This window comes from Candidatus Planktophila versatilis, assembly GCF_002288265.1.
Taxonomy (GTDB): Bacteria; Actinomycetota; Actinomycetes; order Nanopelagicales; family Nanopelagicaceae; genus Planktophila; species Planktophila versatilis.
The window spans coordinates 1069292-1093899 of sequence record NZ_CP016778.1; the positions used below are offsets into that span (position 1 = coordinate 1069292).

The window sequence follows — 24608 nt, forward strand, 5'->3', positions numbered from 1 at the left end:
TTACTTATCTGTTACGAGTTCGATCACTGCCATAGGAGCGTTATCGCCCTTACGTGGACCAATCTTTGTAATGCGTGTGTATCCACCTTCGCGGTTAGCAAAGGTTGGAGCGATTACTGTAAAGAGTGTGTGAACAACGCTCTTGTTAGCAATACGCGCCATTACTTCACGGCGAGCAGAGAGGTCGCCCTTCTTACCGAAGGTAATCAACTTTTCAGCTAGTGGACGAAGACGCTTCGCCTTTGCTTCTGTAGTTGTGATCTTTCCGTGCTCGAACAACTGCTCGGCAAGAGTACGAAGAATCAAGCGCTCATGTGATGGGCCGGAACCCAAACGTGGGCCTTTAGTTGGCTTTGGCATTGTTTTCTCCTTTATGCCTGATCTGCGTCAGCGAAGTCTTCATCTGACACGTTGTAGTTCTGATGTTGTGAAGGATCAAATCCTGCTGGGCTGTCCTTAAGTGACATTCCCATTGATACAAGCTTTGCCTTAATTTCATCGATTGATTTTGATCCGAAGTTACGGATATCAAGTAGGTCAGCCTCTGAACGATTAACGAGTTCACCCACTGTGTGAATGCCTTCGCGCTTCAAGCAGTTATATGAACGTACTGTGAGATCAAGATCTTCGATAGGAAGAGCAAGGTCAGCAGCGAGAGCAGCATCCATAACAGATGGCCCCATCTCGATACCTTCTGCATCAAGATTAAGTTCGCGAGCGAGTCCGAAGAGCTCAACAAGTGTCTTTCCAGCAGATGCAACAGCATCGCGTGGCTTCATTGATGGCTTTGTCTCAACATCAACAACAAGACGATCGAAGTCTGTGCGCTGTTCAACGCGAGTTGCTTCAACCTTGTAGGTCACCTTAAGAACTGGAGAGTAGATTGAGTCAACAGGAATGCGACCAATCTCTGCTCCAGCTTGCTTATTCTGAACTGCAGTCACATATCCGCGACCACGCTCAACTGTAAGTTCGATTTCAAGGTTTGCCTTGCCGTTTAGTGTTGCAATGTGAAGCTCAGGGTTGTGAACTTCTACGCCACTTGGAACAGCGATATCAGCACCTGTGACAGCGCCAGCACCTGACTTACGGATGTAAATCACTGAAGGCTCATCGTTATCACTTGAAAGAACAAGGTTCTTGATGTTCAAGACGATATCTGTGAGATCTTCCTTCACGCCTTCAAGAGTTGTGAACTCGTGGAGAGCTCCAGCAACACGAATGCTTGTTACTGCAGCACCTGGAATAGATGAAAGCAGGGTACGGCGCATTGAGTTGCCGAGTGTGTAGCCGAAACCTGGCTCAAGTGGTTCGATGATGAAACGTGAGCGGTTCTCGGAAATTACTTCTTCGCTAAGCGTTGGGCGTTGTGCAATTAGCACTTGTGCTCCTCTTTCTTCTCGTGGAAATCCTCTATTTGATTTCCTCTAGGGGGTTGAAAAATTACTTGCTGTAGAGCTCAACAATGAGCTGTTCTTGAACCTGGGTATCGATCACTGATCGAGCAGGTACACCGTGGATGATGATGCGCATCTGTGCTGCAACAACTTCCATCCACGCTGGAACAGACTTCTCACCGAACTCTGCGCTTGCGACGATAAATGGTGTGAGGTCGTGTGACTTTGAAAGAACATCAATGATGTCCATTGGAGATACACGATATGAAGGAATGTTTACCTTCTTACCATTGACAACGAAGTGACCATGGCGAACCAACTGGCGCGCCATGTCACGAGACTTTGCAAATCCTGCGCGGAATACAACGTTATCGAGGCGAGTCTCAAGAAGAATAAGAAGGTTTTCACCAGTCTTACCTTGCTTGCGGTTCGCTTCTTCGTAGTAACCACGGAACTGCTTTTCGAGAACACCATAAATACGTGCGCACTTTTGCTTTTCGCGCATCTGCAATAGGTATTCAGACTCCTTTGAACGGCCGCGGCCGTGCTGTCCTGGTGGATAAGGACGAGATTCGATCGGACACTTTGGTCCATCGCACTTTGAGCCCTTAAGGAAGAGCTTTACTTTTTCGCGACGGCAACGCTTGCAGTCTGCTCCGGTATAACGAGCCATTTATTCTCTTCCTTCCTTAAACTCGACGTGGTTTCGGTGGGCGGCAGCCATTGTGTGGAGCTGGAGTTGTATCTGAGATTGCTCCAACTTCTAGGCCTGCTGCTTGCAATGAACGGATTGCAGTTTCGCGTCCGGAACCAGGTCCCTTTACGAAAACATCTACTTTCTTTAGGCCGTGCTCCTGTGCGCGACGAGCTGCTGCTTCTGCTGCAAGCTGTGCTGCGAATGGAGTCGACTTACGTGAGCCCTTGAAACCTACTTGGCCAGATGATGACCAAGAGATAACAGCCCCTGTTGGATCAGTGATTGAGATGATTGTGTTGTTGAAGGTTGACTTGATGAAAGCCTTACCTACTGCAACGTTCTTCTTCTCTTTCTTACGAAGCTTTACTTTGCCCTTTGCTGGGGCTGCTGTTTTTGCTTTAGGAGTGGCCATTACTTAGTCACCTTCTTCTTGCCGGCAATTGCCTTACGTGGACCCTTACGAGTACGAGCGTTTGTGTGAGTGCGCTGACCACGTACAGGAAGTCCCTTGCGGTGACGAATACCTTGGTAGCTTTGAATTTCAACTTTACGACGGATATCGCCTGCAACTTCGCGGCGAAGATCTCCTTCGATTTTGTAATTGGCTTCGATGTATTCACGAAGCTGAGCAAGTTCTGACTCTTGCAAATCTTTTACGCGAGTATCTGGTGAAATACCAGTTGCCGCGAGAGTTTCGTGGGAACGGGTAAGACCCATTCCGAAAATGTATGTGAGTGCAATCTCAACACGCTTTTCACGTGGAAGATCGACACCGACTAGACGTGCCATATGTTCAACCATTTCTATATCCGGAGGTCCTTCGCAATGCTCCTCGACATATTTATCGAGCCCTGGCCTACCGGTCCGGGGGTCTTAACTATTTCTAGTTAAGTCGCATCACGCGTACTTATCTTTGTCTCGGAGTTACCCTTGACGCTGCTTGTGACGAAGATTTTCGCAGATCACCATTACGCGACCCTTGCGACGAATGACTTTGCACTTGTCGCAAATCTTCTTCACGCTTGGATTAACCTTCACGTGTTTTCCTTTTGTTAGTGGGGGCGAAAGATTTACTTGTAACGGTAAATAATTCGACCCTTTGTAAGGTCATATGGACTTAGCTCTACGATCACACGATCTGCAGGCAAAATACGAATGTAGTTCTTTCGCATCTTTCCTGAAATGTGCGCCAAGACTTTATGTCCATTTGTAAGTTCAACACGGAACATCGCATTAGGTAACGCCTCAGCAACAGTGCCTTCGATTTCGATCGCACCATCTTTACTTGCCAAGGATCAATACCTTCTTCTCTTTTTCCATGTGAACGAACAGGGTCGAACCACGCTCAAAACCGAGAGGAATTGAATGTGGCGCGAAGGGTCATTCTATGGCAGAGCCCCTTATAAAGGGAAATCGCCCAAAAAGAGCTGATTGACCGTACCCGACACGCCGCCTAGGCGAGGAGTTCGGAGGTCTCTATGCCAAAGCGAGCCAGTTCTGCTTTGCCGCCATCGAGTGCGGTCAGAACAAAGGGCTTTCCATCAGGGCAGATGACATATGAGTTTTCGAAGTGGGCGCCACGAGATTGATCCGTTGAAACCACGGTCCATTTATCGCTCAAGACTTTGGTCTTGGGTGATCCCCGAGTAATCATCGGTTCGATGGCAAGTGCCATTCCAGGAATGATTTCTGGGCCGTTTCCGCCCTTTCCAAAGTTCAATACATGAGGCTCTTGGTGCATCTCAGTGCCGATTCCATGGCCACCGTATTCTTGCAAGATTCCATACTTACCTTGCGAATCTATGTATTGCTCAATTGCGTGACCAATATCGGAAAGTCGAGCACCGTTTTTGCCGGCTGCAATACCAACCCACATTGATTCTTCGCATGTGTCCATCAGCTTCTGATCTGCTGGATCTAGGTTTCCAATGCCGATAGAAAATGCAGCATCTCCATGCCAACCATCGATAATTGCTCCGCAATCAATAGAGACGATATCTCCATCGTTAATCACGCGCGTTCCAGGAATGCCGTGGACAATCTCATCGTTGATTGAGACGCAGATAGTTGCTGGAAATCCATGATAGCCAAGGAAGTTTGAGGTGCCTCCCCCGCGTTTGATATTTGCTGCCGCAATTGCGTCCAGGGCAGCTGTTGTCATGCCAGCTTTGATATTTTCCCGCAGAAGTTGCAACGTTTGTCCGACCAAGAGACCGGCGCGACGCATCACCTTGAGTTGTTCAAGGTCTTTGATTTGAATTGCCATGGTGCTTACTTAGCCGTGAACGCGACTTAACGCAGTAATCGCGCGCTCTGTAATATCTGCTACATCGCCATCGGCGCCAATAGTAATAAGCAAGCCTTCGTTGCGATAGAAAGAGATGATAGGCGCAGTCTGCTCTTCATAGACAGCAAGGCGCTTGGCAATCACTTCTTCTTTATCATCTTCGCGTTGGTAGAGCTCGCCACCACATGCCGCACACTTCTCAAGGTTGGCTGCAGCCGGTGCCCCACACTCTTTACAGGTGCGGCGTGAGGATAGGCGCTTAATGATGATTTCATTTTCAATTGCTAGTTCTAGGACAGCTTGAAGTGGTGTGCCCTTTTCAGTTAAGAAAGCACGCAAGACCTCAGCTTGCACGGTGTTACGTGGAAAGCCATCGAGTAGGAATCCGTTTGCAACATCGTCATGAGTAAGGCGATCTTTGACCATCTCATTGGTCACTGAATCAGGAACTAGTTGTCCAGAATCCATAAATCCTTTTGCCTTAAGACCGAGCGGTGTGCTGGCTTTGAGGTTTGCCCGGAAAATATCGCCGGTAGAGATATGAGGAATTGAATAGTGCGCAGCCAGGAACTGAGCTTGAGTTCCTTTACCGGCACCTGGTGGACCTACCAGGACTAAACGCATTACTTCAAGAAACCTTCATATGAACGCTGCTGCAACTGGCTCTCGATCTGCTTGGCTGTATCTAGACCAACGCCAACCACAATCAGAATTGCAGTTCCACCGAATGGGAAGTTCTGGGTGGCACCGAAGAGAACGAGTGCGAAGACTGGAATGAGTGCAACAAGTGCCAGATAGAGCGCACCAGGGGCGGTAATACGAGAGAGAACATACTGAAGGTATTCAGTTGTTGGTCGTCCGGCACGGATTCCTGGAATAAATCCACCGTACTTCTTCATATTATCTGCAACCTCTTCTGGGTTAAATGTGATTGCAACGTAGAAGTAAGTGAAGAAAATAATGAGAGCTGCGTAGGTAACCATATAAATGGGGTGATCACCGGTAACTAAGTTACGTGAAACCCACACCGCCCATCCTGATTGGCTATTGGTAAAGTTCACAATCAGCGATGGAATATAGAGAAGTGATGATGCGAAGATAACCGGGATAACTCCAGCCTGGTTTACCTTAATTGGAATATAGGTTGATGTTCCGCCATATGCCTGACGTCCCACCATGCGCTTGGCGTATTGCACCGGAATTCGACGCTGCGCCTGTTCAACGAATACAACAGCGGCAACTACGACGACTCCCACTGCGCAAACGAATAGGAATGCGAAGAGGCCCTTTTGAAGCTTGATTGACCAGAGCTGACCGGGGAAAGTTGATGCGATTGATGTGAAGATAAGGATGGACATTCCATTACCAACACCACGATCAGTGATGAGCTCACCAAGCCACATGATTACTGATGTTCCTGCTGTCATCACAACAATCATGGTCAAGATACGTTGCCATGAAGTGTCAGGAATGATGGGAACATTACAACCGGAGATCAAGCGACCAGGTGTACGAGCAACAGCAACAAGACCTGTTGACTGCAAGATTGCAAGTCCGATGGTGAGGTAGCGGGTGTACTGAGTGAGCTTTGCAGTACCTGACTGTCCTTCCTTCTTCAGTGTTTCAAAGCGAGGAATAACAACGGTCAGCAACTGAATAATGATTGAGCTGGTGATGTAAGGCATGATGCCGAGTGCAAAGACTGAGAGCTGCAAGAGCGCTCCACCTGAGAAAAGATTGATAAGCCCGAATAGGCCACCAGTCTGTGCTTGGGCAAGACATCCCTTTACCGCTGTGTATGAAACACCTGGTGTTGGAACGACGGAACCAAAGCGGAAGAGGGCCATGATTGAGAGAGTGAAGAAGATTTTCTTACGAAGTTCAGGCGTCTTAAATGCCATTCCAAATGCTGAAAGCATCAATCTTCTCCCTCTAGCTCAATAATGTTTGTTTGTATTACAGAGTTGCTGTCGATCCACCAGCAGCTGAGATCTTCTCAATCGCTGATGCAGAAAATGCATGTGCCGTAATAGATACCTTAACTGCAATTTCGCCATTTCCAAGAACCTTTACAGGTAGTGAATCGCGAACTGCACCCTTTTCAATGAGATCTGCAACTGTTACAGCGCCACCCTTTGGAAAGAGTGCGTTGATTGTTGAGACATTCACTGCCTGGTACTCAATACGTGCCGGGTTCTTAAAGCCGCGAAGCTTTGGAAGACGCATGACGAGCGGAAGTTGACCACCTTCGAAACCAGGACGAACCGTGTTACGAGCATGTGTTCCCTTACCGCCACGACCAGCAGTCTTACCCTTTGATGCTTCTCCGCGACCCTTACGAGTCTTGTCTTTCTTAGCACCTGGAGCTGGACGAAGATGATGAAGTTTAAGTGTCATCTTTATTCGACCTCCTCTACCTTGATTAAGTGGCGAGCAGCTACTGCCATGCCACGAATTTCTGGACGATCTTCTTTGACGACAACGTCATTGATGCGCTTGAGTCCGAGTGAACGAACGGTGTTGCGAATCTCTGGCTTATTGCCGACTGTTGATTTGACTTGTGTGATCTTTAAACGTGGCATTAGACACCAACTGTCATCTGTGAGGCGCGAATAATTGCTGCAGGAGCAACATCTTCCAACGGACGACCGCGGCGTGCTGCAATTTGTGCAGGTGACTCAAGCATCTTCAGTGCTGCAACAGTGGCGTGAACCATGTTGATTGCATTTGAAGAACCGAGAGACTTTGTCAGTACATCGTGAACACCAGCGCACTCAAGTACGGCGCGAACAGGGCCTCCGGCGATTACTCCGGTACCTGGACTTGCTGGGCGAAGTAGAACTACACCCGCTGCTGTTTCACCCTGTACTGGGTGAGGAATTGTTCCTTGAACGCGTGGCACTACGAAGAATGACTTCTTAGCTTCTTCAACTGCCTTAGCGATAGCTTGTGGAACTTCCTTAGATTTTCCGTAGCCAACGCCAACGGTTCCGTTCTGATCTCCCACAACAACGAGTGCTGTGAATGAGAAGCGACGTCCGCCCTTCACAACCTTTGACACGCGGTTAATGAAAACCACGCGCTCGGTGTATGGAGACTTCTCCTTCTCGCGATCATCACGACGTTCGCGGCGTTCGCCGCGACCCTTATTTGAAGGTGCGCCTGTTGTGGACGCTGCATCGTTAGTTGGATTAACAGCCATTAGAACTCCAATCCATTCTCTCGTGCAGAATCTGCAACTGCAGCAATACGACCGTGGTACTTATTACCTGCGCGGTCAAAGACAACTGTCGAAATTCCGGCTTTCTTAGCGCGTTCAGCAATGAGTGCTCCTACTTGCTTCGACTTATCTGTCTTATCGCCAGATGACTTGCGAAGTTCGAGCTCCATTGTTGATGCGTAAGCAATTGTCTTTGCTTGGGTGTCATCAATAACCTGTACGAAGAGGTGACGTGATGAACGTGAAACGACTAGGCGTGGACGTGATGGTGTGCCTGAAATCTTCTTACGAAGACGGAAAGCACGACGAGCACGCGCATTCTGCGCTGAGCCCTTGCGGACCTTAACTCCGATTGCCATTACTTCTTACCTGCCTTTCCAGCCTTGCGACGAACTGCTTCGCCTTCAAGACGCAAGCCCTTACCCTTATATGGATCAGCCTTGCGAAGCTTTTTGATCTTCGCTGCTGTCTCTCCAACAAGCTGCTTATCAATTCCATTGATAATTAACCTTGTTGGTGATTCAACTTTGTAGGAGATGCCTTCTGGGGCTGGGAAAAGAATTGAGTGGCTGTAGCCGAGCTGGAATTCAAGATCCTTGCCCTTTTCAGCCACACGATAACCAACACCGACGATGTTGATTATGAGTGAGTAACCAGTTGTTACACCTTCGACCATATTCGCTACAAGTGAGCGAGATAGACCGTGGAGTGAACGTGTTACGCGCTCTTCATTTGGACGAGCAACGGTGATAACACCATCTGCTTGTGAAACTTGGATAGGTGCTGGAACTGCAATTGCGAGTGAACCCTTAGGTCCCTTCACTGCAACGCTCTGACCTGTGATTGAAACTTCTACACCGCTTGGAACGGTGATAGGCATACGACCAATACGTGACATGGGAGATTTACCATACGTAGGCGAGAACTTCTCCGCCTACACCCTTCTTATTGGCTTGCTTATCTGTAAGTAGTCCAGATGAAGTTGAAATGATTGCAACTCCGAGACCACCAAGAACTTTTGGAAGCGCAGTTGACTTTGCGTATACGCGAAGTCCTGGCTTGCTCACGCGGCGAAGACCGGCGATTGAACGCTCGCGGTTTGTGCCGAATTTAAGGTCAAGAGTGAGGTTTTTGCCTACTCCAGTTGCCATTGCTTCAACGCGGTATTCTGCAATGAAACCCTCTTGCTTGAGGATCTCTGCAATACGTACCTTGACCGATGATGACGGCATTGAAACCGTGTCATGGTAGGCAGAGTTCGCATTGCGCAGACGAGACAACATGTCTGCGATCGGATCTGTCATTGTCATACGTGGCCTGTGGCCTTTCTCGAATTAGTACCCAAGCGATCTGCTTGGACTTTTTTCGTTTGTACTATTACCAAGAAGCCTTGGTGATACCTGGAAGCTCGCCGCGGTGCGCCATTTCACGGAAACAGACGCGACAGATTCCAAACTTTTGATAAACAGCATGCGGACGGCCGCAACGCTGGCAACGTGTGTAACCGCGAACCTTGAACTTTGGCTTGCGAGCAGCTTTAACCTTGAGTGATGTTTTAGCCATTCTTATGCCTCCTTGAAAGGAAAGCCGAGCGCCTTAAGCAGTGCGCGACCTTCGTCATCGTTCTTAGCTGTTGTTACAACAGTGATATCCATACCGCGGGTGCGATCGATCTTGTCCTGTTCGATTTCTGGGAATACAACCTGCTCGGTAAGACCGAAGGTGTAGTTGCCCTTTCCATCGAACTGCTTTGGAGAAAGACCACGGAAGTCGCGGATACGTGGAAGAGAGATTGAGAGAAGACGGTCTGCGAATTCCCACATGCGATCTCCACGAAGAGTGACGTGTGCACCAATTGGCATGTTCTCGCGAAGCTTGAACTGGGCAATTGATTTACGTGACTTAGTAACCTGTGGCTTTTGGCCAGTGATGATTGCTAGATCGCGGATTGCACCTTCGATGAGCTTGGCATCGCGCGCAGCTTCACCAACACCCATGTTGACGACAATCTTTGTCAGCGTAGGAATCTGCATTGGATTCTTATATCCAAATTCACCCTTAAGAGTTGCTTGGATTTCGCTCTTATAGCGAGCCTTGAGACGAACATCTGTAGCAGTGCTCATTAGATGTCCTTTCCTGTGCGACGTGAGATGCGAACATTTGTGCCTTCTTCATCGACTCGAACGCCAAGACGTGTTGCCTTGCCATCTCCATCTACGACCATGACATTTGAAATATGAATTGATGCTTCTTGTGTGATGATTCCGCCTACTTTGACGCCACGGTCAGAAGTTGATTCCTTGGTGTGACGCTGAATGCGATTAACGCCTTCAACAGTGACGCGGCTTCCATCTACATGAAGAACCTTGCCGGTTACGCCCTTGTTCTTGCCAGCGATAACCAAAACTTCGTCATTCTTCTTAATCTTCGCCATGGTTAGAGCACCTCCGGAGCGAGTGAAATGATCTTCATGAACTTCTTGTCGCGAAGTTCGCGAGCAACTGGTCCGAAGATACGAGTTCCGCGTGGTTCGCCATCCGCTTTGAGGATAACTGCAGCGTTCTCGTCAAACTTGATGTAAGAACCGTCTGGACGACGACGTTCTTTTACTGTGCGAACGATGACAGCCTTAACGACTTCACCCTTCTTTACCTGTCCACCAGGGATTGCATCCTTGACTGAACATACGATGATGTCTCCGATACCGGCGTAACGGCGCTTGGTTCCGCCGAGCACACGAATACAGAGAAGCTCTTTAGCTCCTGTGTTATCCGCGACGCGTAGGCGCGATTCTTGTTGAATCATTTATTCCACCCGTTCCCTTACTTAGCCTTCTCGATGATTTGAACTAAACGCCAGCGCTTTGAGGCTGATATTGGTCGTGTCTCCATGATCAATACGCGATCGCCTGTGCCTGCTGAGTTTGTCTCATCATGTGCTTTGAGCTTGTGTGTGCGGCTCATAACCTTTGAGTACATACCGTGTGCAACACGGTTTGATACTGCAACGGTGATGGTCTTATCCATCTTGTCTGAGACAACGATGCCTTCACGAGTCTTGCGGGATCCGCGATCTTCTGTTGGATTTGTAGCCATTACGCAGCGCCTCCAATTCCTAGTTCGCGTTCACGAATAATTGTGTAGATACGAGCAATCTCTTTACGAACTGCACCGAGACGACCATGTGATTCAAGCTGACCTGTTGCTGCTTGGAAGCGAAGGTTAAAGAGTTCTTCTTTACCTTCACGAAGCTTTGCAGTTAACTCATCAGCTGACAGTTGACGAAGTTCTTCAGTAGTAATCGCCATGGTTATGCCTCCTCACGCTTTACAACGCGGCACTTCATTGGGAGCTTGTGAATCGCAAGGCGCATAGCTTCATTAGCTACCGCCTCTGTTACGCCTGAAATTTCAAACATAATGCGACCTGGCTTCACGTTTGCGATCCACCATTCTGGAGAACCCTTACCGGAACCCATACGAGTTTCAGCAGGCTTCTTTGTAAGTGGGCGATCTGGATAGATATTGATCCAAACCTTTCCACCACGCTTGATATAACGAGTCATCGCGATACGCGCTGCCTCAATCTGACGGTTAGTGACATAAGCAGGAGCAAGTGCCTGGATACCGAAGTCTCCAAATGCAACCTGTGTTCCACCCTTTGACGCACCTGAACGTGATGGGTGGTGCTGCTTACGGTGCTTAACCTTGCGAGGAATTAACATTATTGCGCTCCTCCTTCTGAAGTCTCTGTTGCTGGAGCTGCAGGAGTTGAATCTGCAGTTGCAACGTGTGAAGTTGTTACTTCAGCGCGTGGGGCACGTGGTGTGCGTGGTCCGCGACGTTCTGGCTTTGGTGCGCGTGCTTCCGCAAGTGCCTTTTCAGCACGCTCTGCACGTGAACCAATAACTTCACCTTTATAAATCCAGACCTTTACACCCAAGCGACCGAATGTTGTTGCAGCTTCGTAGAAGCCGTAATCAATATCAGCGCGAAGTGTGTGTAGTGGAACGCGACCTTCACGGTAGAACTCAGAACGTGACATTTCTGCACCACCGAGACGACCACCGCACTGAACACGAATGCCCTGAGCTCCTGCCTTCATCGCTGATTGCATTGACTTCTTCATTGCGCGACGGAAAGAAACACGTGCAGCAAGCTGCTCGGCAATTCCCTGTGCAACGAGTTGCGCATCAATTTCAGGGTTCTTTACTTCAAGAATATTGAGCTGAACTTGCTTGCCGGTGAGTTTTTCAAGCTTTAGACGTAGAACGTCTGCTTCTTGTCCGCGACGACCGATAACAATTCCTGGGCGTGCAGTGTGAAGGTCGATACGTACACGATCACGTGTGCGCTCGATTTCGATACGTGAAACGCCTGCGCGCTCCATGCCCTTCTGCATAAGTCGGCGGATTTCGACGTCTTCTTTGACGTAATCCTTGTACAACTTATCTGCATACCAACGTGACTTAAATTCAGTTGTGATTCCGAGACGGAAGCCGTGTGGGTTTACTTTTTGACCCATTAGTTGGACGCTCCCTTCGCTGCTGGTGTTGGAACTGCTGCTACTGGAGCAGCAAGTGGTGACTTCTCAGAACGCTTTGGATTTCGTGTCTGCGCCTTTGTTGACGTGCGAGATAGTGACTTTGAAGTCACCTTTGAATCGCTGACAGTCACAGAGATGTGGCTTGAGCGCTTCAAGATACGGAAACCTCGTCCTTGTGCACGTGGGCGAAAACGCTTCATTGTGCGTCCCTCGTCAACGAGTGCTTCGACAACCCAGAGCTCTGAAGCATCACGGATTGCTGGATTCTGCTGCTTAGCATTAGCAATTGCTGAGTTAAGAAGTGTGTAGACATCTGAACCAGCTGCTTGCGGAGCAAACTTAAGAACGTTAAGTGCTTCATCTGCACGCATTCCACGGACCAAGTCGACAACGCGACGAGCCTTCTGTGGTGTGTGGCGGATGTCGCGCAGTACTGCACGAGCGATGAGTGCGTCTTGTGTATTAGGCACGAGTAGCTCTCCGATCATCTTTAACGTGTCCGCGGAATGTACGTGTTGGTGCGAACTCACCAAGCTTGTGACCGATCATTGCGTCGGTAATAAATACAGGGACATGCTTGCGGCCGTCGTGTACCGCAATTGTGTGTCCGATCATTGAAGGCGAGATCATCGAACGTCGTGACCATGTCTTAATGACATTCTTTGTATTGGCTTCATTTTGGGCATCCACCTTTTTGGTGAGATGTCCATCAATGAATGGACCCTTCTTGAGACTACGTGGCATGAGGGCTCCTTAGCGCTTCTTGTTCGACTTACGACGACGGACGATCATTGAATCTGAAGCCTTCTTCTTACGAGTACGTGCTTCAGGCTTACCCCAAGGTGAAACTGGGTGGCGACCACCAGAAGTTTTACCTTCACCACCACCGTGTGGGTGGTCGACTGGGTTCATAACAACACCACGAACAGATGGACGAACGCCTAACCAGCGCTTACGTCCAGCTTTTCCGTAGTTAATGTTTCCTTGTTCTGCGTTTCCAACTTCACCAACAGTTGCGCGGCAACGAACATCTACGTTACGGATTTCTCCAGATGGCATACGCAGTTGTGCATATGCTCCTTCTTTTGCAACGAGCTGAACTGATGCGCCAGCTGAACGAGCAATCTTTGCTCCGCCACCTGGGCGAAGTTCAATTGCGTGAACAGTTGTTCCTACTGGGATGTTGCGAAGTGGCAAGTTGTTGCCAGGCTTGATATCGGCCTTAGGACCGTTCTCAACTGTTGCACCTTGCTCAAGCTTATTTGGAGCGATGATGTAACGCTTTTCTCCATCTGCGTAGTGAAGAAGTGCGATACGCGCTGTGCGGTTTGGATCGTATTCAATGTGTGCAACCTTTGCTGGAACACCATCTTTATCGTTACGTGTGAAATCGATAAGACGGTATGCACGCTTGTGCCCGCCACCTTGGTGACGAACAGTGATGCGACCTTGATTATTACGACCACCCTTTGAGTGAATTGGGCGAACGAGTGACTTCTCAGGTGTTGAGCGAGTGATTTCTGCGAAATCTGGAACAGTTGCTCCACGCTGACCTGGGGTCGTTGGCTTTAGTTTGCGAAGTGCCATGAGGTTTCCTCTCTTTAAGGTCCTGTTTCAATTACGAAACAGGGCCTCCGAAGATGTCGATACGGTCGCCAGCGGCCACATGAACGATTGCTCGCTTTGTGTCTTTGCGCTTTCCATCACCAAAACGTGTGCGCTTATTCTTTCCCTGGCGGTTCATAGTGTTAACACTGACCACCTTCACACCAAATACCTTTTCAACAGCGATCTTGATCTCTGTCTTATTAGCATCTGTTGCAACAAGGAATGTGTACTTGTTTTCATCGAGCAACCCGTAGCTCTTTTCAGAGACAACTGGTGCTAGCAAAACTTCACGGTAATCCTTCATTATGCAGATACCTCACTTTCGCGTGCTACTGACTTCACAGATTTTCCTGAAGTCTTAGCTGAAGCCTTGAACTTGAGGAAGTCGTTGATCGCTGCTTCAGAGAAGACAACGTCATCGCTTTTCAAGATGTCATAAGCGTTGAGCTGATCTGGAACAAGAAGGTGTAGGTCATCAGCGTTACGAAGTGAACGCCATGCAGCGTCTTCCTTACGTGAGACAACAACCAAGAGGTTCTTGCGAGTTGAGAATTGACGCACTGCAGCAAGTGCTGCCTTCGTTGAAGGAGCAGCTGTTACTGAATCAAGAACGTGAATTCGCTCATTACGCTGACGGTCAGAGAGAACACCGCGTAGTGCTGCTGCGATCATCTTCTTAGGTGTGCGTTGGAAATATGAACGTGGACGAACTGCGTGTGCAGCACCGCCACCACGCTGAAGCGGAGCACGAATCGAACCCTGACGAGCACGACCTGTTCCCTTCTGCTTGAAAGGCTTCTTACCTGAACCAGAAGTTTCTCCACGGTTCTTTGCCTTCTGGGTACCTTGACGAGCAGCTGCAAGTTGAGCTGTTACGACTTGGTGAATAAGAGGAATATTTGTCTGCGCATCGAAGATATCTGCTGGCAAATCAACTGAGCCAACCTTCTTACCTTCTGCGTTCTTTACTTCAACGGTAAGTGCCATGGTTACATCCCTGCCTTTACAGTCTCAACAAGTGCTTTTTTAGCAGCTGAACGGATAAAGACGAGACCACCATCGGTACCAGGAACAGAACCCTTGATAAGAAGTAGGTTATTTTCTAGATCTACAGCTTGAACTGTGAGGTTCTGTGTTGTGACCTTCTCATTACCCATACGACCCATCATGCGCATTCCCTTGAAAACGCGACCTGGTGTTGAACATGCACCAATTGAACCTGGCATACGGTGCTTACGATCTACACCGTGAGATGAGCTAAGCCCACCGAAACCGTGGCGCTTCATAACACCAGCAGTTCCTTTACCAGTTGATGTTCCAGTTGCATCGACGATATCGCCAGCTGCAAATGTTGATGCGCCAATCTCTTGTCCTACTGTGTATTCAGCAGCTGAGAGTGTGCGGAGTTCGGCAACGGAGCGACGAGGAGTGACGCCTGCCTTTGCGTAATGTCCAGCAAGTGGCTTAGAAACTTTCTTTGGATCAATTGCGCCGTATCCAAGTTGAACAGCTGAATAGCCATCCTTCTCAGGTGTGCGAATCGATGTAACAACGCATGACTCAACTGAAACAACTGTCACAGGAATCATCTTGTTTTCTGCATCGAATACTTGGGTCATGCCAAGCTTCTTACCGAGAACGCCCTTGATGGACGAACCGTAAGACTGAGTTACAACTTCACGTGTCATTAGTTTTCGTCCTTTCCTTAGAGCTTAATCTCGATGTCGACGCCTGCTGGCAAGTCGAGACGCATCAATGAATCAACAGTCTTAGGTGTTGGGTCGATGATGTCGATGAGGCGCTTATGTGTGCGCATCTCGAAATGTTCGCGGCTGTCCTTGTACTTGTGAGGAGAGCGAATCACACAATAGGTGTTCTTCTCTGTTGGTAGCGGCACTGGACCCGCGACGGTTGCACCTGTGCGCTCGACTGTCTCAACGATTTTCTTCGCTGAAGAGTCAATCACCTCATGGTCATACGCCTTGAGTCGAATGCGGATCTTTTGTCCCGCCATGTCGTTCTCCTCTTTACTTTCGTTAGTTCAAACTTTTGTTGTCTTCGGTTGTGTTTGCGCCGGCGGTTTTTACGCCGCCGGCGCTTTCACAATTACTTCTTGATCTTTGTTACGCGACCTGCACCTACTGTGCGGCCACCTTCGCGGATTGCGAAGCGAAGACCATCTTCCATTGCGATTGGTTGGATGAGCGTTACCGCCATCTCAGTGTTATCGCCAGGCATAACCATTTCTGTGCCTTCTGGAAGTGTTACAACGCCAGTCACGTCAGTTGTACGGAAGTAGAACTGTGGACGGTAGTTGTTAAAGAATGGAGTGTGACGTCCGCCTTCATCCTTTGAAAGGATGTATGCAGATGCATCGAACTCTGTGTGTGGTGTGATTGAACCAGGCTTGCAGACAACCTGACCGCGCTCTACATCTTCACGCTTTGTTCCACGAAGAAGAAGTCCGACGTTCTCGCCAGCCTGTCCTTCATCGAGCAACTTACGGAACATTTCAACGCCTGTAACAGTTGTCTTCTGAGCTAGCTCACGAATACCAACGATTTCAACTTCTTCGTTAACCTTAACGATTCCGCGCTCGATACGACCTGTGATAACAGTTCCACGACCCGTGATTGTGAAAACGTCTTCAACTGGCATAAGGAATGGCTTATCGATTTCGCGCTCTGGCTGTGGGATAAATGCATCCACTGCATCCATGAGCTCGATGATCTTCTCAGCCCACTTTGCATCTCCTTCGAGAGCCTTAAGTGCTGAAATGCGAACGATTGGTGTGTCATCGCCTGGGAATTCGTACTTAGATAGAAGTTCGCGAACTTCCATTTCTACGAGTTCAAGAATTTCTTCGTCATCGACCATATCTGACTTGTTAAGAGCCACAACGATTGATGGAACGCCAACCTGACGAGCAAGGAGAACGTGCTCCTTAGTCTGTGGCATTGGTCCGTCTGTTGCTGCAACGACGAGGATTGCTCCGTCCATCTGCGCAGCACCAGTGATCATGTTCTTGATGTAGTCAGCGTGGCCTGGGCAGTCAACGTGTGCGTAGTGACGCTTCTCTGTCTGGTACTCGATGTGAGCGATAGAGATTGTGATACCGCGAAGACGCTCTTCTGGCGCCTTATCGATATCTGAGAACGCAGTAGCTGCGTTAAGAGTTGGGTACTTGTCATGCAAAACCTTAGAGATTGCTGCAGTAAGTGTTGTTTTACCGTGGTCAATATGGCCGATGGTTCCGATGTTAACGTGCGGCTTATTACGCTCGAACTTGGCTTTTGCCATTTTGGTTCCTCTTTCGTTTCCTAGTGCTTAGTTATTAGGGGTTGTGCTGTTCTTATTAGGGTTATTCGCCGCGAACTTTCGCAATGATTTCCTTTGCGACGTTTCCTGGAACTTCGGCATAACTGTCGAATTCCATGCTGTAGCTCGCGCGACCTTGTGTTCTGGAGCGGAGATCTCCGACATAACCGAACATCTCCGACAACGGAACTAGCGCCCTAACAACGCGGGCACCTGACCGCTCATCCATGGCCTGGATTTGGCCACGACGACTATTGAGATCGCCGATGACATCACCCATGAAGTCTTCAGGGGTAACAACTTCGACTTTCATCACTGGCTCGAGAATTGCAGGATCAGCAAGTTTTGCTGCTTCCTTAAATGCTGCGATACCAGCCACCTTGAATGCGAGCTCCGATGAGTCAACATCGTGATACGCGCCGTCAAGAAGAGTTACTCGTACATCTGTAAGTGGATATCCAGCAAGTGGTCCTGCTGTCATCGCTTCCTTACATCCTGCATCAACTGAAGGGATGTACTCGCGTGGAACGCGGCCTCCAGTGACCTTATTAACGAATTCATATCCGCCTTCAACCTGACCTGTTGGAAGTGGCTCGATAGCAATCTGAATCTTTGCAAACTGTCCAGAACCACCGGTCTGCTTCTTGTGTGTGTAGTCATGGCGTGCAACTGGCTTACGAAGTGTTTCGCGGTATGCAACCTGTGGCTTACCAACGTTTGCTTCAACCTTAAATTCACGACGCATACGATCGACCAAGATTTCAAGGTGAAGTTCACCCATACCAGCGATGATTGTCTGGCCGGTCTCTTCGTCAGTATTAACGTGGAATGTTGGATCTTCTTCAGATAGACGCTGAATAGCAACGCCAAGTTTCTCTTGGTCACCCTTTGTCTTTGGCTCAATCGCAACCGAGATAACTGGTGCTGGGAAGTCCATTGATTCCAGGATTACTGGCTTTGCTGGATCACAGAGAGTTTCACCTGTTGTGGTGTCCTTAAGACCCATCACAGCAACAATCATTCCGGCGCCAACATTGTCACGCTCTTCGCGCTTGTTGGCGTGCATCTGGTAGATCTTTCCGATGCGCTCTTTGCGGTTCTTTGTTGAGTTAAGGATTGTTGATCCTGTCTCAAGAACGCCTGAGTAAACACGGATAAATGTAAGTTTTCCAAGGTGTGGATCTGTCATGATTTTAAAAGCTAGGGCTGAGAATGGTTCTTCATTCTTAGGCTGGCGCTTCATCTCAACTGTCACATCGTTCATATCTGTACCGACGATTGCATCGATATCAAGTGGTGATGGGAGGTAGCGATTTACAGCGTCAAGCATTGGCTGAACACCCTTGTTCTTAAATGCAGAACCGGTAAGAACTGGTGAAAGCTTGGCAGCGATTGTTGCGCGGCGGATACCGGCGATGATTTCTTCTTCTGAAACTTCAATTCCTTCAAGGAACTTCTCCATGAGAACATCATCATTTTCGGCAAGAGTTTCGAGCATCTCTGCGCGAGCTTGCTTACACTTATCGAGCATGTCAGCTGGAATCTCTTCGATTGCGTAATCTTCGCCCTTTTTAGTTTCTCCGCGCCATACGAGTGCCTTCATAGCAATCAGGTCAACTACACCAATGAAATCTGATTCGTTACCGATAGGAAGTTGAAGAACGAGGGCTACTGCATTTAGGCGATCCTTGATCATGCTTACGCACTTATCAAATGAAGCACCTGTGCGGTCTAGCTTGTTAATGAAACAAATACGTGGAACTGAATAACGATCTGCCTGGCGCCATACTGTTTCAGATTGTGGTTCAACACCAGCAACGCCATCGAATACTGCAACTGCGCCATCTAGTACACGAAGTGAACGCTCTACCTCAACTGTGAAGTCAACGTGGCCTGGTGTATCAATGATGTTAATGAGATGGTCTTTCCACATACAAGTTGTTGCAGCAGAGGTGATAGTGATACCGCGCTCTTGTTCCTGCTCCATCCAGTCCATGGTTGCTGCACCTTCGTGCACTTCACCAATCTTGTAAGAAATACCTGTGTAGAAAAGGATGCGCTCAGTAGTAGTGGTTTTGCCCGCGTCGATGTGAGCCATGATTCCAATGTTGCGAACCGTAGCTAAATCGATCTTCTCTACTGTAGACGTTGACACGTATATTCCTCTTCTCGTCGGATTCTTTAAGTCTTAGATTCTTTAACTATTACCAGCGGTAGTGAGCAAACGCCTTGTTTGCTTCCGCCATTTTGTGGGTATCTTCGCGGCGCTTTACAGCTGCTCCAAGACCATTTGCGGCATCGATAAGTTCATTCTGAAGACGCTCTGACATTGACTTCTCGCGACGATCGCGTGAGTAGTCAACTAACCAGCGAAGTGCAAGAGTTGAAGAGCGTGAAGCCTTCACTTCAATTGGCACCTGGTAGGTAGCTCCACCAACACGGCGTGATCGAACTTCAACAGCAGGCTTGATGTTCTCAAGTGCGCGCTTCAGTGTGATCAGTGGATCAACTTCAGTCTTCTTGCGTGTGCCTTCTAGTGCGTTGTAAACAATTGCTTCAGCTGTTGAGCGCTTGCCGTGAAGAAGTACACGGTTGATAAGTGCAGTTACAACTGGTGAGTTGTAAACAGGATCAGCAACTACAGGAGTCTTTACTACGGGACCTTTACGTGGCATTAGCTAGCCTTCTTCTCTCTCTTAGCACCGTAACGTGAACGAGATTGCTTACGGTTCTTAACACCTTGTGTATCTAGTGATCCACGAATAATTTTGTAACGAACACCAGGAAGATCTTTTACGCGGCCTCCGCGAACAAGAACAATGGAGTGCTCTTGTAGGTTGTGACCTTCACCTGGGATGTATGCAGTGATTTCCATTCCGCTAGTAAGACGAACACGTGCAACCTTGCGAAGCGCAGAGTTAGGCTTCTTAGGTGTTGTTGTGTAAACACGTGTGCACACACCACGTCGCTGAGGGGAACCCTTAAGCGCAGGTGTTGATGTCTTCGTAGTCTTTTCTGCACGACCACGACGCACTAGCTGCTGAATTGTTGGCACTACTTTTCTCCATTTCGTTTACTGAACTTTTTAATTCCACGCTCATACTTCCGACCCACGCGGTCGGGTGTGTTGCACCCGATTCGCATTTCGCCCGATTAATTTCTTAACAGGAGGAAGCAACAAGCGCGCTAAAAAGCGCAGAGGAGAAAGGTATCGGCAGGGCGCATGAAAGGTCAAAACGGCCCTTCTACTCCGCAGGACCCCCAACACCCCCTATTTTCAGGGTTTTGGCCCATTCGGCGTGTCGCTATAAGAGGGCGGAAATCTCCGAATTTGGCTGCCCTAGGGTGAAAATCCAGCGGGCAAAAGGACCGCTTTTGAGCGTAATCACGACCCCTTCTCCCCTGCCCTTCATTGCTACAAAGTCCTTATATCCCAGGCCTCGCAGCGTTCCTAAGAGCACCACATAGGGAATAGCAGTTCCAGGAGCACGCACTCCGCGAAGAGTGGAAGAGCCCCAGAGTTGATCAACGAATTCAATTTTTTCTATGGCATCAATTGATGTGCGCGGATTTGAGTGCAGAGCGCCCATTTTTTCCCAGAAGGAGAGTTGAAGAACCAATTCATTTCCTTCTCTCATCACTCTAGCCATAAAAGAATGTTACCGAGAAAGAGAAAGGGCCGCCGCAAATTATGCGACGGCCCTTTCTAGCTAATTACTTAGCGAGGAATTTCTACCTCATCAAGACGTACTGCTTCTCCTGATCCTTGCTGATCAAATGGAGTGAAGTCGTACTCGTCGTAGGCTGCATAGACCGCTGCCTTCGCTTCTTCAGTAGGTTCAACGCGGATGTTGCGGTAACGGGCAAGGCCTGTTCCAGCAGGGATCAACTTACCGATGATGACGTTCTCCTTCAGACCCAAGAGTGGATCAGACTTCTCAGAGAGTGCGGCATCAGTTAGTACGCGAGTTGTTTCCTGGAATGAAGCCGCTGACAACCATGACTCAGTTGCAAGGGATGCCTTGGTGATACCCATAAGTTCTGGGCGACCAGATGCAGCCTTAGCACCAGTTGTCACAACGCGACGGTTTTCAGCTTCAAAGCGACCGCGTTCAACGAGTTCACCTGGAAGCATTTCAGTATCGCCAGCTTCAAGCACAGTAATGCGCTTGAGCATTTGGCGAACAATAACTTCGATGTGCTTATCGTGAATGCCTACGCCCTGTGAGCGATAAACAGATTGGATCTCGTTCACCAAGTGAACTTGAGTTGCACGTGGTCCGAGGATACGAAGTACCTGCTTAGGATCAATTGCGCCGACGACCATCTTCTGGCCAACTTCAACGCGTGTTCCTTCTTCTACAAGTAGCTTCTGACGGCGTGTGATTGGGTAAGCAACTTCTTCGCCACCATCATCTGGTGTCACGATGATCTTCTTACCCTTTGCATCTTCTCGGAATGAGACAACGCCAGCAGCTTCTGCGATTGGCGCAACACCCTTAGGTGTACGCGCTTCAAAGAGCTCGACGATACGTGGAAGACCGTGAGTGATGTCATCACCAGCAACACCACCGGTGTGGAAGGTACGCATTGTGAGCTGCGTTCCTGGTTCACCGATTGACTGCGCTGCGATAATTCCGACTGCTTCACCGACTGCAACGAGTTGACCTGCAGCAAGGGAGCGACCATAGCAAGCTGCGCACTGTCCGACCTTGCTATCGCAAGTAAGAACTGAGCGAATCTTTACTTCATCTACTCCAGCAGCAACGAGTGCATCAATGTTGCGATCGCCAAGGTCGGCACCGGCTTGGGCAATGACCTCACCGTTGACAGTAATGTCTTCAGCCAATGTGCGGCCATAGACAGAAGTTTCAACGTGATCATGCTTAACCAGGCTGCCAGCTTCAATGCGAGTAGCGATTGGAAGTACGAGACCACGATCAGTTCCGCAATCTTCTTCGCGAATGATGACATCTTGAGCAACATCGCACAGACGACGTGTGAGGTAACCAGAGTCAGCGGTACGAAGCGCTGTATCTGCAAGACCCTTACGTGCACCGTGGGTTGAGATGAAGTACTCGAGAACAGAGAGGCCTTCACGGAAGTTGGACTTAATTGGGCGAGGAATAATTTCACCCTTTGGGTTTGCAACAAGTCCGCGCATACCTGCAATCTGACGAATCTGCATCATATTTCCACGAGCACCTGAGAAGACCATCATCCAGACTGGGTTTAGACGAGGGAAGTTCTCTTCCATCTCTTTACCTACTTCAGCTGTTGCCTTGGTCCAGATCTCAATGAGTTCTTGGCGACGCTCGTCATCTGTGATGAGTCCCTTTTCGTACTGTGATTGAACCTTGTCGGCTTGTGTTTCATAGCTTTCTAGGATTTCACGCTTACGAGGAGGTGTGACAACATCTTCGATACCGATTGTTACACCAGCGCGAGTTGCCCAGTGGAAACCGAGTGACTTAAGCGCATCGAGTGTCTGTGCCACGGTGACCTTTGGATAGAACTCAGCCAGCTTGTCGACGATTGCGCCGAGTGCTTTCTTAGTTACATCGTGATCAACGAATGGGAATTGCTCAGGTAGCGCCTCATTAAAGAGGGCACGGCCGATCGTTGTCTCAAGAGTTTCTCCCTTAACGCGAATCTTTACCTTTGCTTGCAATGAAACTGAGTGCTGATCATGAGCCATGATCGCTTCAGCGATGGAACCGAATGCACGGCCTTCGCCAAGTACGCCTTCGCGATCCATTGTTAAGTAGTAGAGACCAAGAACCATGTCCTGGGTAGGAGATGTAATTGGGCGACCATTTGCTGGTGACAAGATGTTATTTGATGACAACATCAAGATACGTGCTTCAGCCTGAGCTTCGGCAGATAATGGAAGGTGGACAGCCATCTGGTCACCGTCGAAGTCAGCGTTAAATGCTGTACAAACGAGTGGGTGAATCTGAATTGCCTTACCTTCAACCAGCTGTGGTTCAAATGCTTGGATACCTAAACGGTGAAGTGTAGGAGCGCGGTTCAGAAGCACTGGATGTTCTGCAATAACTTCTTCAAGAACATCCCATACAACTGGACGAGCACGTTCAACCATGCGCTTTGCAGATTTAATGTTCTGCGCGTGGTTAAGGTCTACTAGACGCTTCATTACGAATGGTTTGAAGAGTTCTAGCGCCATCTGCTTTGGCAGACCGCACTGGTGCAACTTCAGCTGTGGACCAACAACGATTACGGAACGACCTGAGTAGTCAACGCGCTTTCCGAGCAAGTTCTGACGGAAACGTCCTTGCTTGCCCTTAAGCATGTCTGACAGTGACTTCAGTGCACGGTTTCCTGGGCCAGTAACTGGACGACCACGACGACCGTTATCGAACAACGCATCTACAGCTTCCTGCAACATACGCTTTTCGTTATTCACGATAATTTCTGGAGCACCAAGATCAGCAAGGCGCTTCAAACGATTGTTACGGTTAATAACGCGGCGATAGAGATCGTTTAGATCTGAAGTCGCAAAGCGTCCACCATCTAGCTGAACCATTGGGCGCAGATCAGGTGGTATGACCGGTACCGCATCGAGAACCATTGATGCTGGGTGGTTGCTCGTTGTCATAAATGCATTAACAACTTTCAGACGCTTGATAGCACGAGTCTTCTTCGCACCCTTGCCGTTCTCGGAAAGGTCAGTGAGCATTGCATGCTCTGTCTCAAGGTCGAAAGTTTCCAGGCGCTTCTTAATTGCAGCAGCTCCCATATCTCCCTTGAAATACATGCCATAGCGATCACGCATTTCGCGGTAAAGATTCTCATCACCTTCGAGATCTTGAACCTTGAGGTTCTTAAAGCGTGACCAGACATCTTCTAGGCGGGTGAGTTCGCGCTCTGCGCGTTCACGGATTGCCTTGAGCTCGCGCTCTGCAGATTCACGAACCTTGCGCTTCACATCTGACTTCGCATCTTCGGCTTCGAGTTCAGCAATATCTGCCTCAAGCTTCTTGGTGCGAGTATCGACATCAACATCGCGCTTTGTTTCGATCTTCTTGCGATCATTGGCCAACTTCTTCTCAAGCTGTGGCATATCTTCTTCGCGAGCTTCAGCATCAACTTCTGTGATCATGTACGCAGCGAAATAGATAACCTTCTCGAGATCCTTAGGTGCAAGGTCAAGTAGGTAGCCAAGGCGTGATGGAACACCCTTGAAGTACCAGATGTGAGTAACAGGAGCAGCAAGCTCGATGTGACCCATACGTTCGCGGCGAACCTTTGCGCGTGTTACTTCAACACCGCAACGCTCGCAGATGATTCCCTTAAATCGAACGCGCTTGTACTTACCGCAATAACATTCCCAGTCACGAGTTGGTCCGAAGATCTTCTCGTCGAAGAGTCCGTCCTTCTCGGGCTTGAGTGTGCGGTAGTTGATTGTCTCTGGCTTCTTTACTTCGCCAAAAGACCAATCACGAATATTTTGAGCCGATGCAAGACCGATTCGTAGTTCATCAAAGAAGTTGACATCTAACATGTTTGATTCGCT

General features: G+C 48.9%; 36 protein-coding genes and 1 pseudogene. All 37 read right to left on the bottom strand.

What is annotated here, in order from left to right; genetic code table 11:
- Positions 1-6: 6 nt before the first annotated feature.
- Positions 7-360: pseudogene (gene rplQ, locus A1sIIB76_RS05465) on the bottom strand (50S ribosomal protein L17); the annotation flags it as partial.
- 11 nt (positions 361-371) lie between these two features.
- On the bottom strand, positions 372-1382 hold the full coding sequence (locus A1sIIB76_RS05470) for a DNA-directed RNA polymerase subunit alpha (RefSeq protein ID WP_017955271.1): 1011 nt from the start codon (positions 1380-1382) through the stop codon (positions 372-374).
- 61 nt (positions 1383-1443) lie between these two features.
- Positions 1444-2070 (bottom strand): 30S ribosomal protein S4, encoded by a 627-nt coding sequence (gene rpsD / locus A1sIIB76_RS05475; RefSeq protein WP_095675201.1) that lies wholly within the window; start codon positions 2068-2070, stop codon positions 1444-1446.
- A gap of 16 nt (positions 2071-2086) precedes the next feature.
- Positions 2087-2506, bottom strand: a complete 420-nt coding sequence (gene rpsK, locus A1sIIB76_RS05480) for a 30S ribosomal protein S11 (RefSeq protein ID WP_095675202.1) — start codon at positions 2504-2506, stop codon at positions 2087-2089.
- The gene (gene rpsM / locus A1sIIB76_RS05485; protein ID WP_095675516.1) at positions 2506-2883 is read right to left on the bottom strand and encodes a 30S ribosomal protein S13; all 378 of its coding nucleotides are present in this window, start codon (positions 2881-2883) and stop codon (positions 2506-2508) included. Before rpsM ends, rpsK begins: the two co-directional genes overlap by 1 nt.
- 135 nt (positions 2884-3018) lie before the next feature.
- A complete protein-coding gene (rpmJ, locus tag A1sIIB76_RS05490) occupies positions 3019-3132 on the bottom strand; it encodes a 50S ribosomal protein L36 (RefSeq protein WP_017955275.1) in 114 nt (37 codons plus the stop codon).
- Between the two features lie 32 nt (positions 3133-3164).
- A complete protein-coding gene (gene infA, locus A1sIIB76_RS05495) occupies positions 3165-3386 on the bottom strand; it encodes a translation initiation factor IF-1 (protein WP_017955276.1) in 222 nt (73 codons plus the stop codon).
- Positions 3387-3547: 161 nt separating this feature from the next.
- Complete coding sequence (gene map / locus A1sIIB76_RS05500; protein ID WP_095697176.1) at positions 3548-4360, bottom strand: type I methionyl aminopeptidase; 813 nt, start codon at positions 4358-4360, stop codon at positions 3548-3550.
- A gap of 9 nt (positions 4361-4369) precedes the next feature.
- A complete protein-coding gene (locus A1sIIB76_RS05505) occupies positions 4370-5005 on the bottom strand; it encodes an adenylate kinase (RefSeq protein ID WP_095697177.1) in 636 nt (211 codons plus the stop codon).
- On the bottom strand, positions 5005-6300 hold the full coding sequence (gene secY, locus A1sIIB76_RS05510; RefSeq protein ID WP_095684993.1) for a preprotein translocase subunit SecY: 1296 nt from the start codon (positions 6298-6300) through the stop codon (positions 5005-5007). The genes A1sIIB76_RS05505 and secY overlap by 1 nt, the downstream gene beginning before the upstream one ends.
- A 37-nt stretch (positions 6301-6337) precedes the next feature.
- Positions 6338-6778 (bottom strand): 50S ribosomal protein L15, encoded by a 441-nt coding sequence (gene rplO, locus A1sIIB76_RS05515; RefSeq protein ID WP_095675206.1) that lies wholly within the window; start codon positions 6776-6778, stop codon positions 6338-6340.
- A 2-nt stretch (positions 6779-6780) separates the two neighbouring features.
- Positions 6781-6963, bottom strand: coding sequence for a 50S ribosomal protein L30 (gene rpmD, locus A1sIIB76_RS05520; RefSeq protein ID WP_017955281.1), 183 nt, complete (start codon positions 6961-6963; stop codon positions 6781-6783).
- Positions 6963-7583 carry a 30S ribosomal protein S5 gene (gene rpsE, locus A1sIIB76_RS05525; RefSeq protein ID WP_095675207.1) on the bottom strand — a complete coding sequence of 207 codons (621 nt, stop codon included), beginning with the start codon at positions 7581-7583 and terminating at the stop codon, positions 6963-6965. The genes rpmD and rpsE overlap by 1 nt, the downstream gene beginning before the upstream one ends.
- Complete coding sequence (gene rplR / locus A1sIIB76_RS05530) at positions 7583-7960, bottom strand: 50S ribosomal protein L18 (protein ID WP_095675208.1); 378 nt, start codon at positions 7958-7960, stop codon at positions 7583-7585. Before rplR ends, rpsE begins: the two co-directional genes overlap by 1 nt.
- Positions 7960-8499: a 50S ribosomal protein L6 gene (rplF, locus tag A1sIIB76_RS05535; RefSeq protein WP_095684994.1), complete on the bottom strand. Its 540-nt coding sequence runs from the start codon at positions 8497-8499 to the stop codon at positions 7960-7962. The genes rplR and rplF overlap by 1 nt, the downstream gene beginning before the upstream one ends.
- Positions 8500-8506: 7 nt before the next feature.
- Positions 8507-8911: a 30S ribosomal protein S8 gene (gene rpsH, locus A1sIIB76_RS05540; RefSeq protein WP_095675210.1), complete on the bottom strand. Its 405-nt coding sequence runs from the start codon at positions 8909-8911 to the stop codon at positions 8507-8509.
- Between the two features lie 67 nt (positions 8912-8978).
- On the bottom strand, positions 8979-9164 hold the full coding sequence (locus A1sIIB76_RS05545) for a type Z 30S ribosomal protein S14 (protein WP_018207218.1): 186 nt from the start codon (positions 9162-9164) through the stop codon (positions 8979-8981).
- 2 nt (positions 9165-9166) lie between these two features.
- On the bottom strand, positions 9167-9724 hold the full coding sequence (gene rplE, locus A1sIIB76_RS05550) for a 50S ribosomal protein L5 (protein WP_095675211.1): 558 nt from the start codon (positions 9722-9724) through the stop codon (positions 9167-9169).
- Positions 9724-10035 carry a 50S ribosomal protein L24 gene (gene rplX, locus A1sIIB76_RS05555; RefSeq protein ID WP_095675212.1) on the bottom strand — a complete coding sequence of 104 codons (312 nt, stop codon included), beginning with the start codon at positions 10033-10035 and terminating at the stop codon, positions 9724-9726. Before rplX ends, rplE begins: the two co-directional genes overlap by 1 nt.
- A 2-nt stretch (positions 10036-10037) precedes the next feature.
- Entirely contained in the window at positions 10038-10406 is a 369-nt protein-coding gene (gene rplN, locus A1sIIB76_RS05560) for a 50S ribosomal protein L14 (protein ID WP_095675213.1), read from the bottom strand.
- A gap of 17 nt (positions 10407-10423) precedes the next feature.
- Complete coding sequence (rpsQ, locus tag A1sIIB76_RS05565) at positions 10424-10696, bottom strand: 30S ribosomal protein S17 (RefSeq protein ID WP_095675214.1); 273 nt, start codon at positions 10694-10696, stop codon at positions 10424-10426.
- On the bottom strand, positions 10696-10908 hold the full coding sequence (gene rpmC, locus A1sIIB76_RS05570) for a 50S ribosomal protein L29 (RefSeq protein ID WP_095675215.1): 213 nt from the start codon (positions 10906-10908) through the stop codon (positions 10696-10698). The genes rpsQ and rpmC overlap by 1 nt, the downstream gene beginning before the upstream one ends.
- A gap of 2 nt (positions 10909-10910) precedes the next feature.
- Positions 10911-11324 (bottom strand): 50S ribosomal protein L16, encoded by a 414-nt coding sequence (rplP, locus tag A1sIIB76_RS05575; protein WP_095675216.1) that lies wholly within the window; start codon positions 11322-11324, stop codon positions 10911-10913.
- Positions 11324-12124 (bottom strand): 30S ribosomal protein S3, encoded by an 801-nt coding sequence (gene rpsC / locus A1sIIB76_RS05580; protein ID WP_095675217.1) that lies wholly within the window; start codon positions 12122-12124, stop codon positions 11324-11326. Before rpsC ends, rplP begins: the two co-directional genes overlap by 1 nt.
- Positions 12124-12615 carry a 50S ribosomal protein L22 gene (gene rplV, locus A1sIIB76_RS05585; protein WP_095675218.1) on the bottom strand — a complete coding sequence of 164 codons (492 nt, stop codon included), beginning with the start codon at positions 12613-12615 and terminating at the stop codon, positions 12124-12126. The genes rpsC and rplV overlap by 1 nt, the downstream gene beginning before the upstream one ends.
- Entirely contained in the window at positions 12608-12889 is a 282-nt protein-coding gene (rpsS, locus tag A1sIIB76_RS05590) for a 30S ribosomal protein S19 (RefSeq protein ID WP_095675219.1), read from the bottom strand. The genes rplV and rpsS overlap by 8 nt, the downstream gene beginning before the upstream one ends.
- A gap of 9 nt (positions 12890-12898) precedes the next feature.
- Complete coding sequence (gene rplB, locus A1sIIB76_RS05595) at positions 12899-13732, bottom strand: 50S ribosomal protein L2 (protein ID WP_095684996.1); 834 nt, start codon at positions 13730-13732, stop codon at positions 12899-12901.
- 31 nt (positions 13733-13763) lie between these two features.
- Positions 13764-14057, bottom strand: coding sequence for a 50S ribosomal protein L23 (gene rplW / locus A1sIIB76_RS05600; protein WP_095675221.1), 294 nt, complete (start codon positions 14055-14057; stop codon positions 13764-13766).
- Positions 14057-14740: a 50S ribosomal protein L4 gene (gene rplD / locus A1sIIB76_RS05605; protein WP_095675222.1), complete on the bottom strand. Its 684-nt coding sequence runs from the start codon at positions 14738-14740 to the stop codon at positions 14057-14059. The genes rplW and rplD overlap by 1 nt, the downstream gene beginning before the upstream one ends.
- A gap of 2 nt (positions 14741-14742) precedes the next feature.
- Complete coding sequence (gene rplC / locus A1sIIB76_RS05610) at positions 14743-15441, bottom strand: 50S ribosomal protein L3 (protein ID WP_095675223.1); 699 nt, start codon at positions 15439-15441, stop codon at positions 14743-14745.
- A 17-nt stretch (positions 15442-15458) separates the two neighbouring features.
- Positions 15459-15767 (bottom strand): 30S ribosomal protein S10, encoded by a 309-nt coding sequence (rpsJ, locus tag A1sIIB76_RS05615; RefSeq protein WP_017955300.1) that lies wholly within the window; start codon positions 15765-15767, stop codon positions 15459-15461.
- Between the two features lie 92 nt (positions 15768-15859).
- Positions 15860-17053 (bottom strand): elongation factor Tu, encoded by a 1194-nt coding sequence (tuf, locus tag A1sIIB76_RS05620; RefSeq protein ID WP_095675224.1) that lies wholly within the window; start codon positions 17051-17053, stop codon positions 15860-15862.
- 61 nt (positions 17054-17114) lie between these two features.
- Positions 17115-19226 (bottom strand): elongation factor G, encoded by a 2112-nt coding sequence (gene fusA, locus A1sIIB76_RS05625; protein WP_095675225.1) that lies wholly within the window; start codon positions 19224-19226, stop codon positions 17115-17117.
- 49 nt (positions 19227-19275) lie between these two features.
- Complete coding sequence (rpsG, locus tag A1sIIB76_RS05630) at positions 19276-19746, bottom strand: 30S ribosomal protein S7 (RefSeq protein ID WP_095675226.1); 471 nt, start codon at positions 19744-19746, stop codon at positions 19276-19278.
- Complete coding sequence (rpsL, locus tag A1sIIB76_RS05635) at positions 19746-20126, bottom strand: 30S ribosomal protein S12 (protein WP_095675227.1); 381 nt, start codon at positions 20124-20126, stop codon at positions 19746-19748. The genes rpsG and rpsL overlap by 1 nt, the downstream gene beginning before the upstream one ends.
- A gap of 250 nt (positions 20127-20376) precedes the next feature.
- Positions 20377-20721 carry a hypothetical protein gene (locus A1sIIB76_RS05640; RefSeq protein ID WP_125918793.1) on the bottom strand — a complete coding sequence of 115 codons (345 nt, stop codon included), beginning with the start codon at positions 20719-20721 and terminating at the stop codon, positions 20377-20379.
- A gap of 68 nt (positions 20722-20789) precedes the next feature.
- Positions 20790-24596 (bottom strand): DNA-directed RNA polymerase subunit beta', encoded by a 3807-nt coding sequence (locus tag A1sIIB76_RS05645; protein WP_095675230.1) that lies wholly within the window; start codon positions 24594-24596, stop codon positions 20790-20792.
- Between the last annotated feature and the right edge of the window lie 12 nt (positions 24597-24608).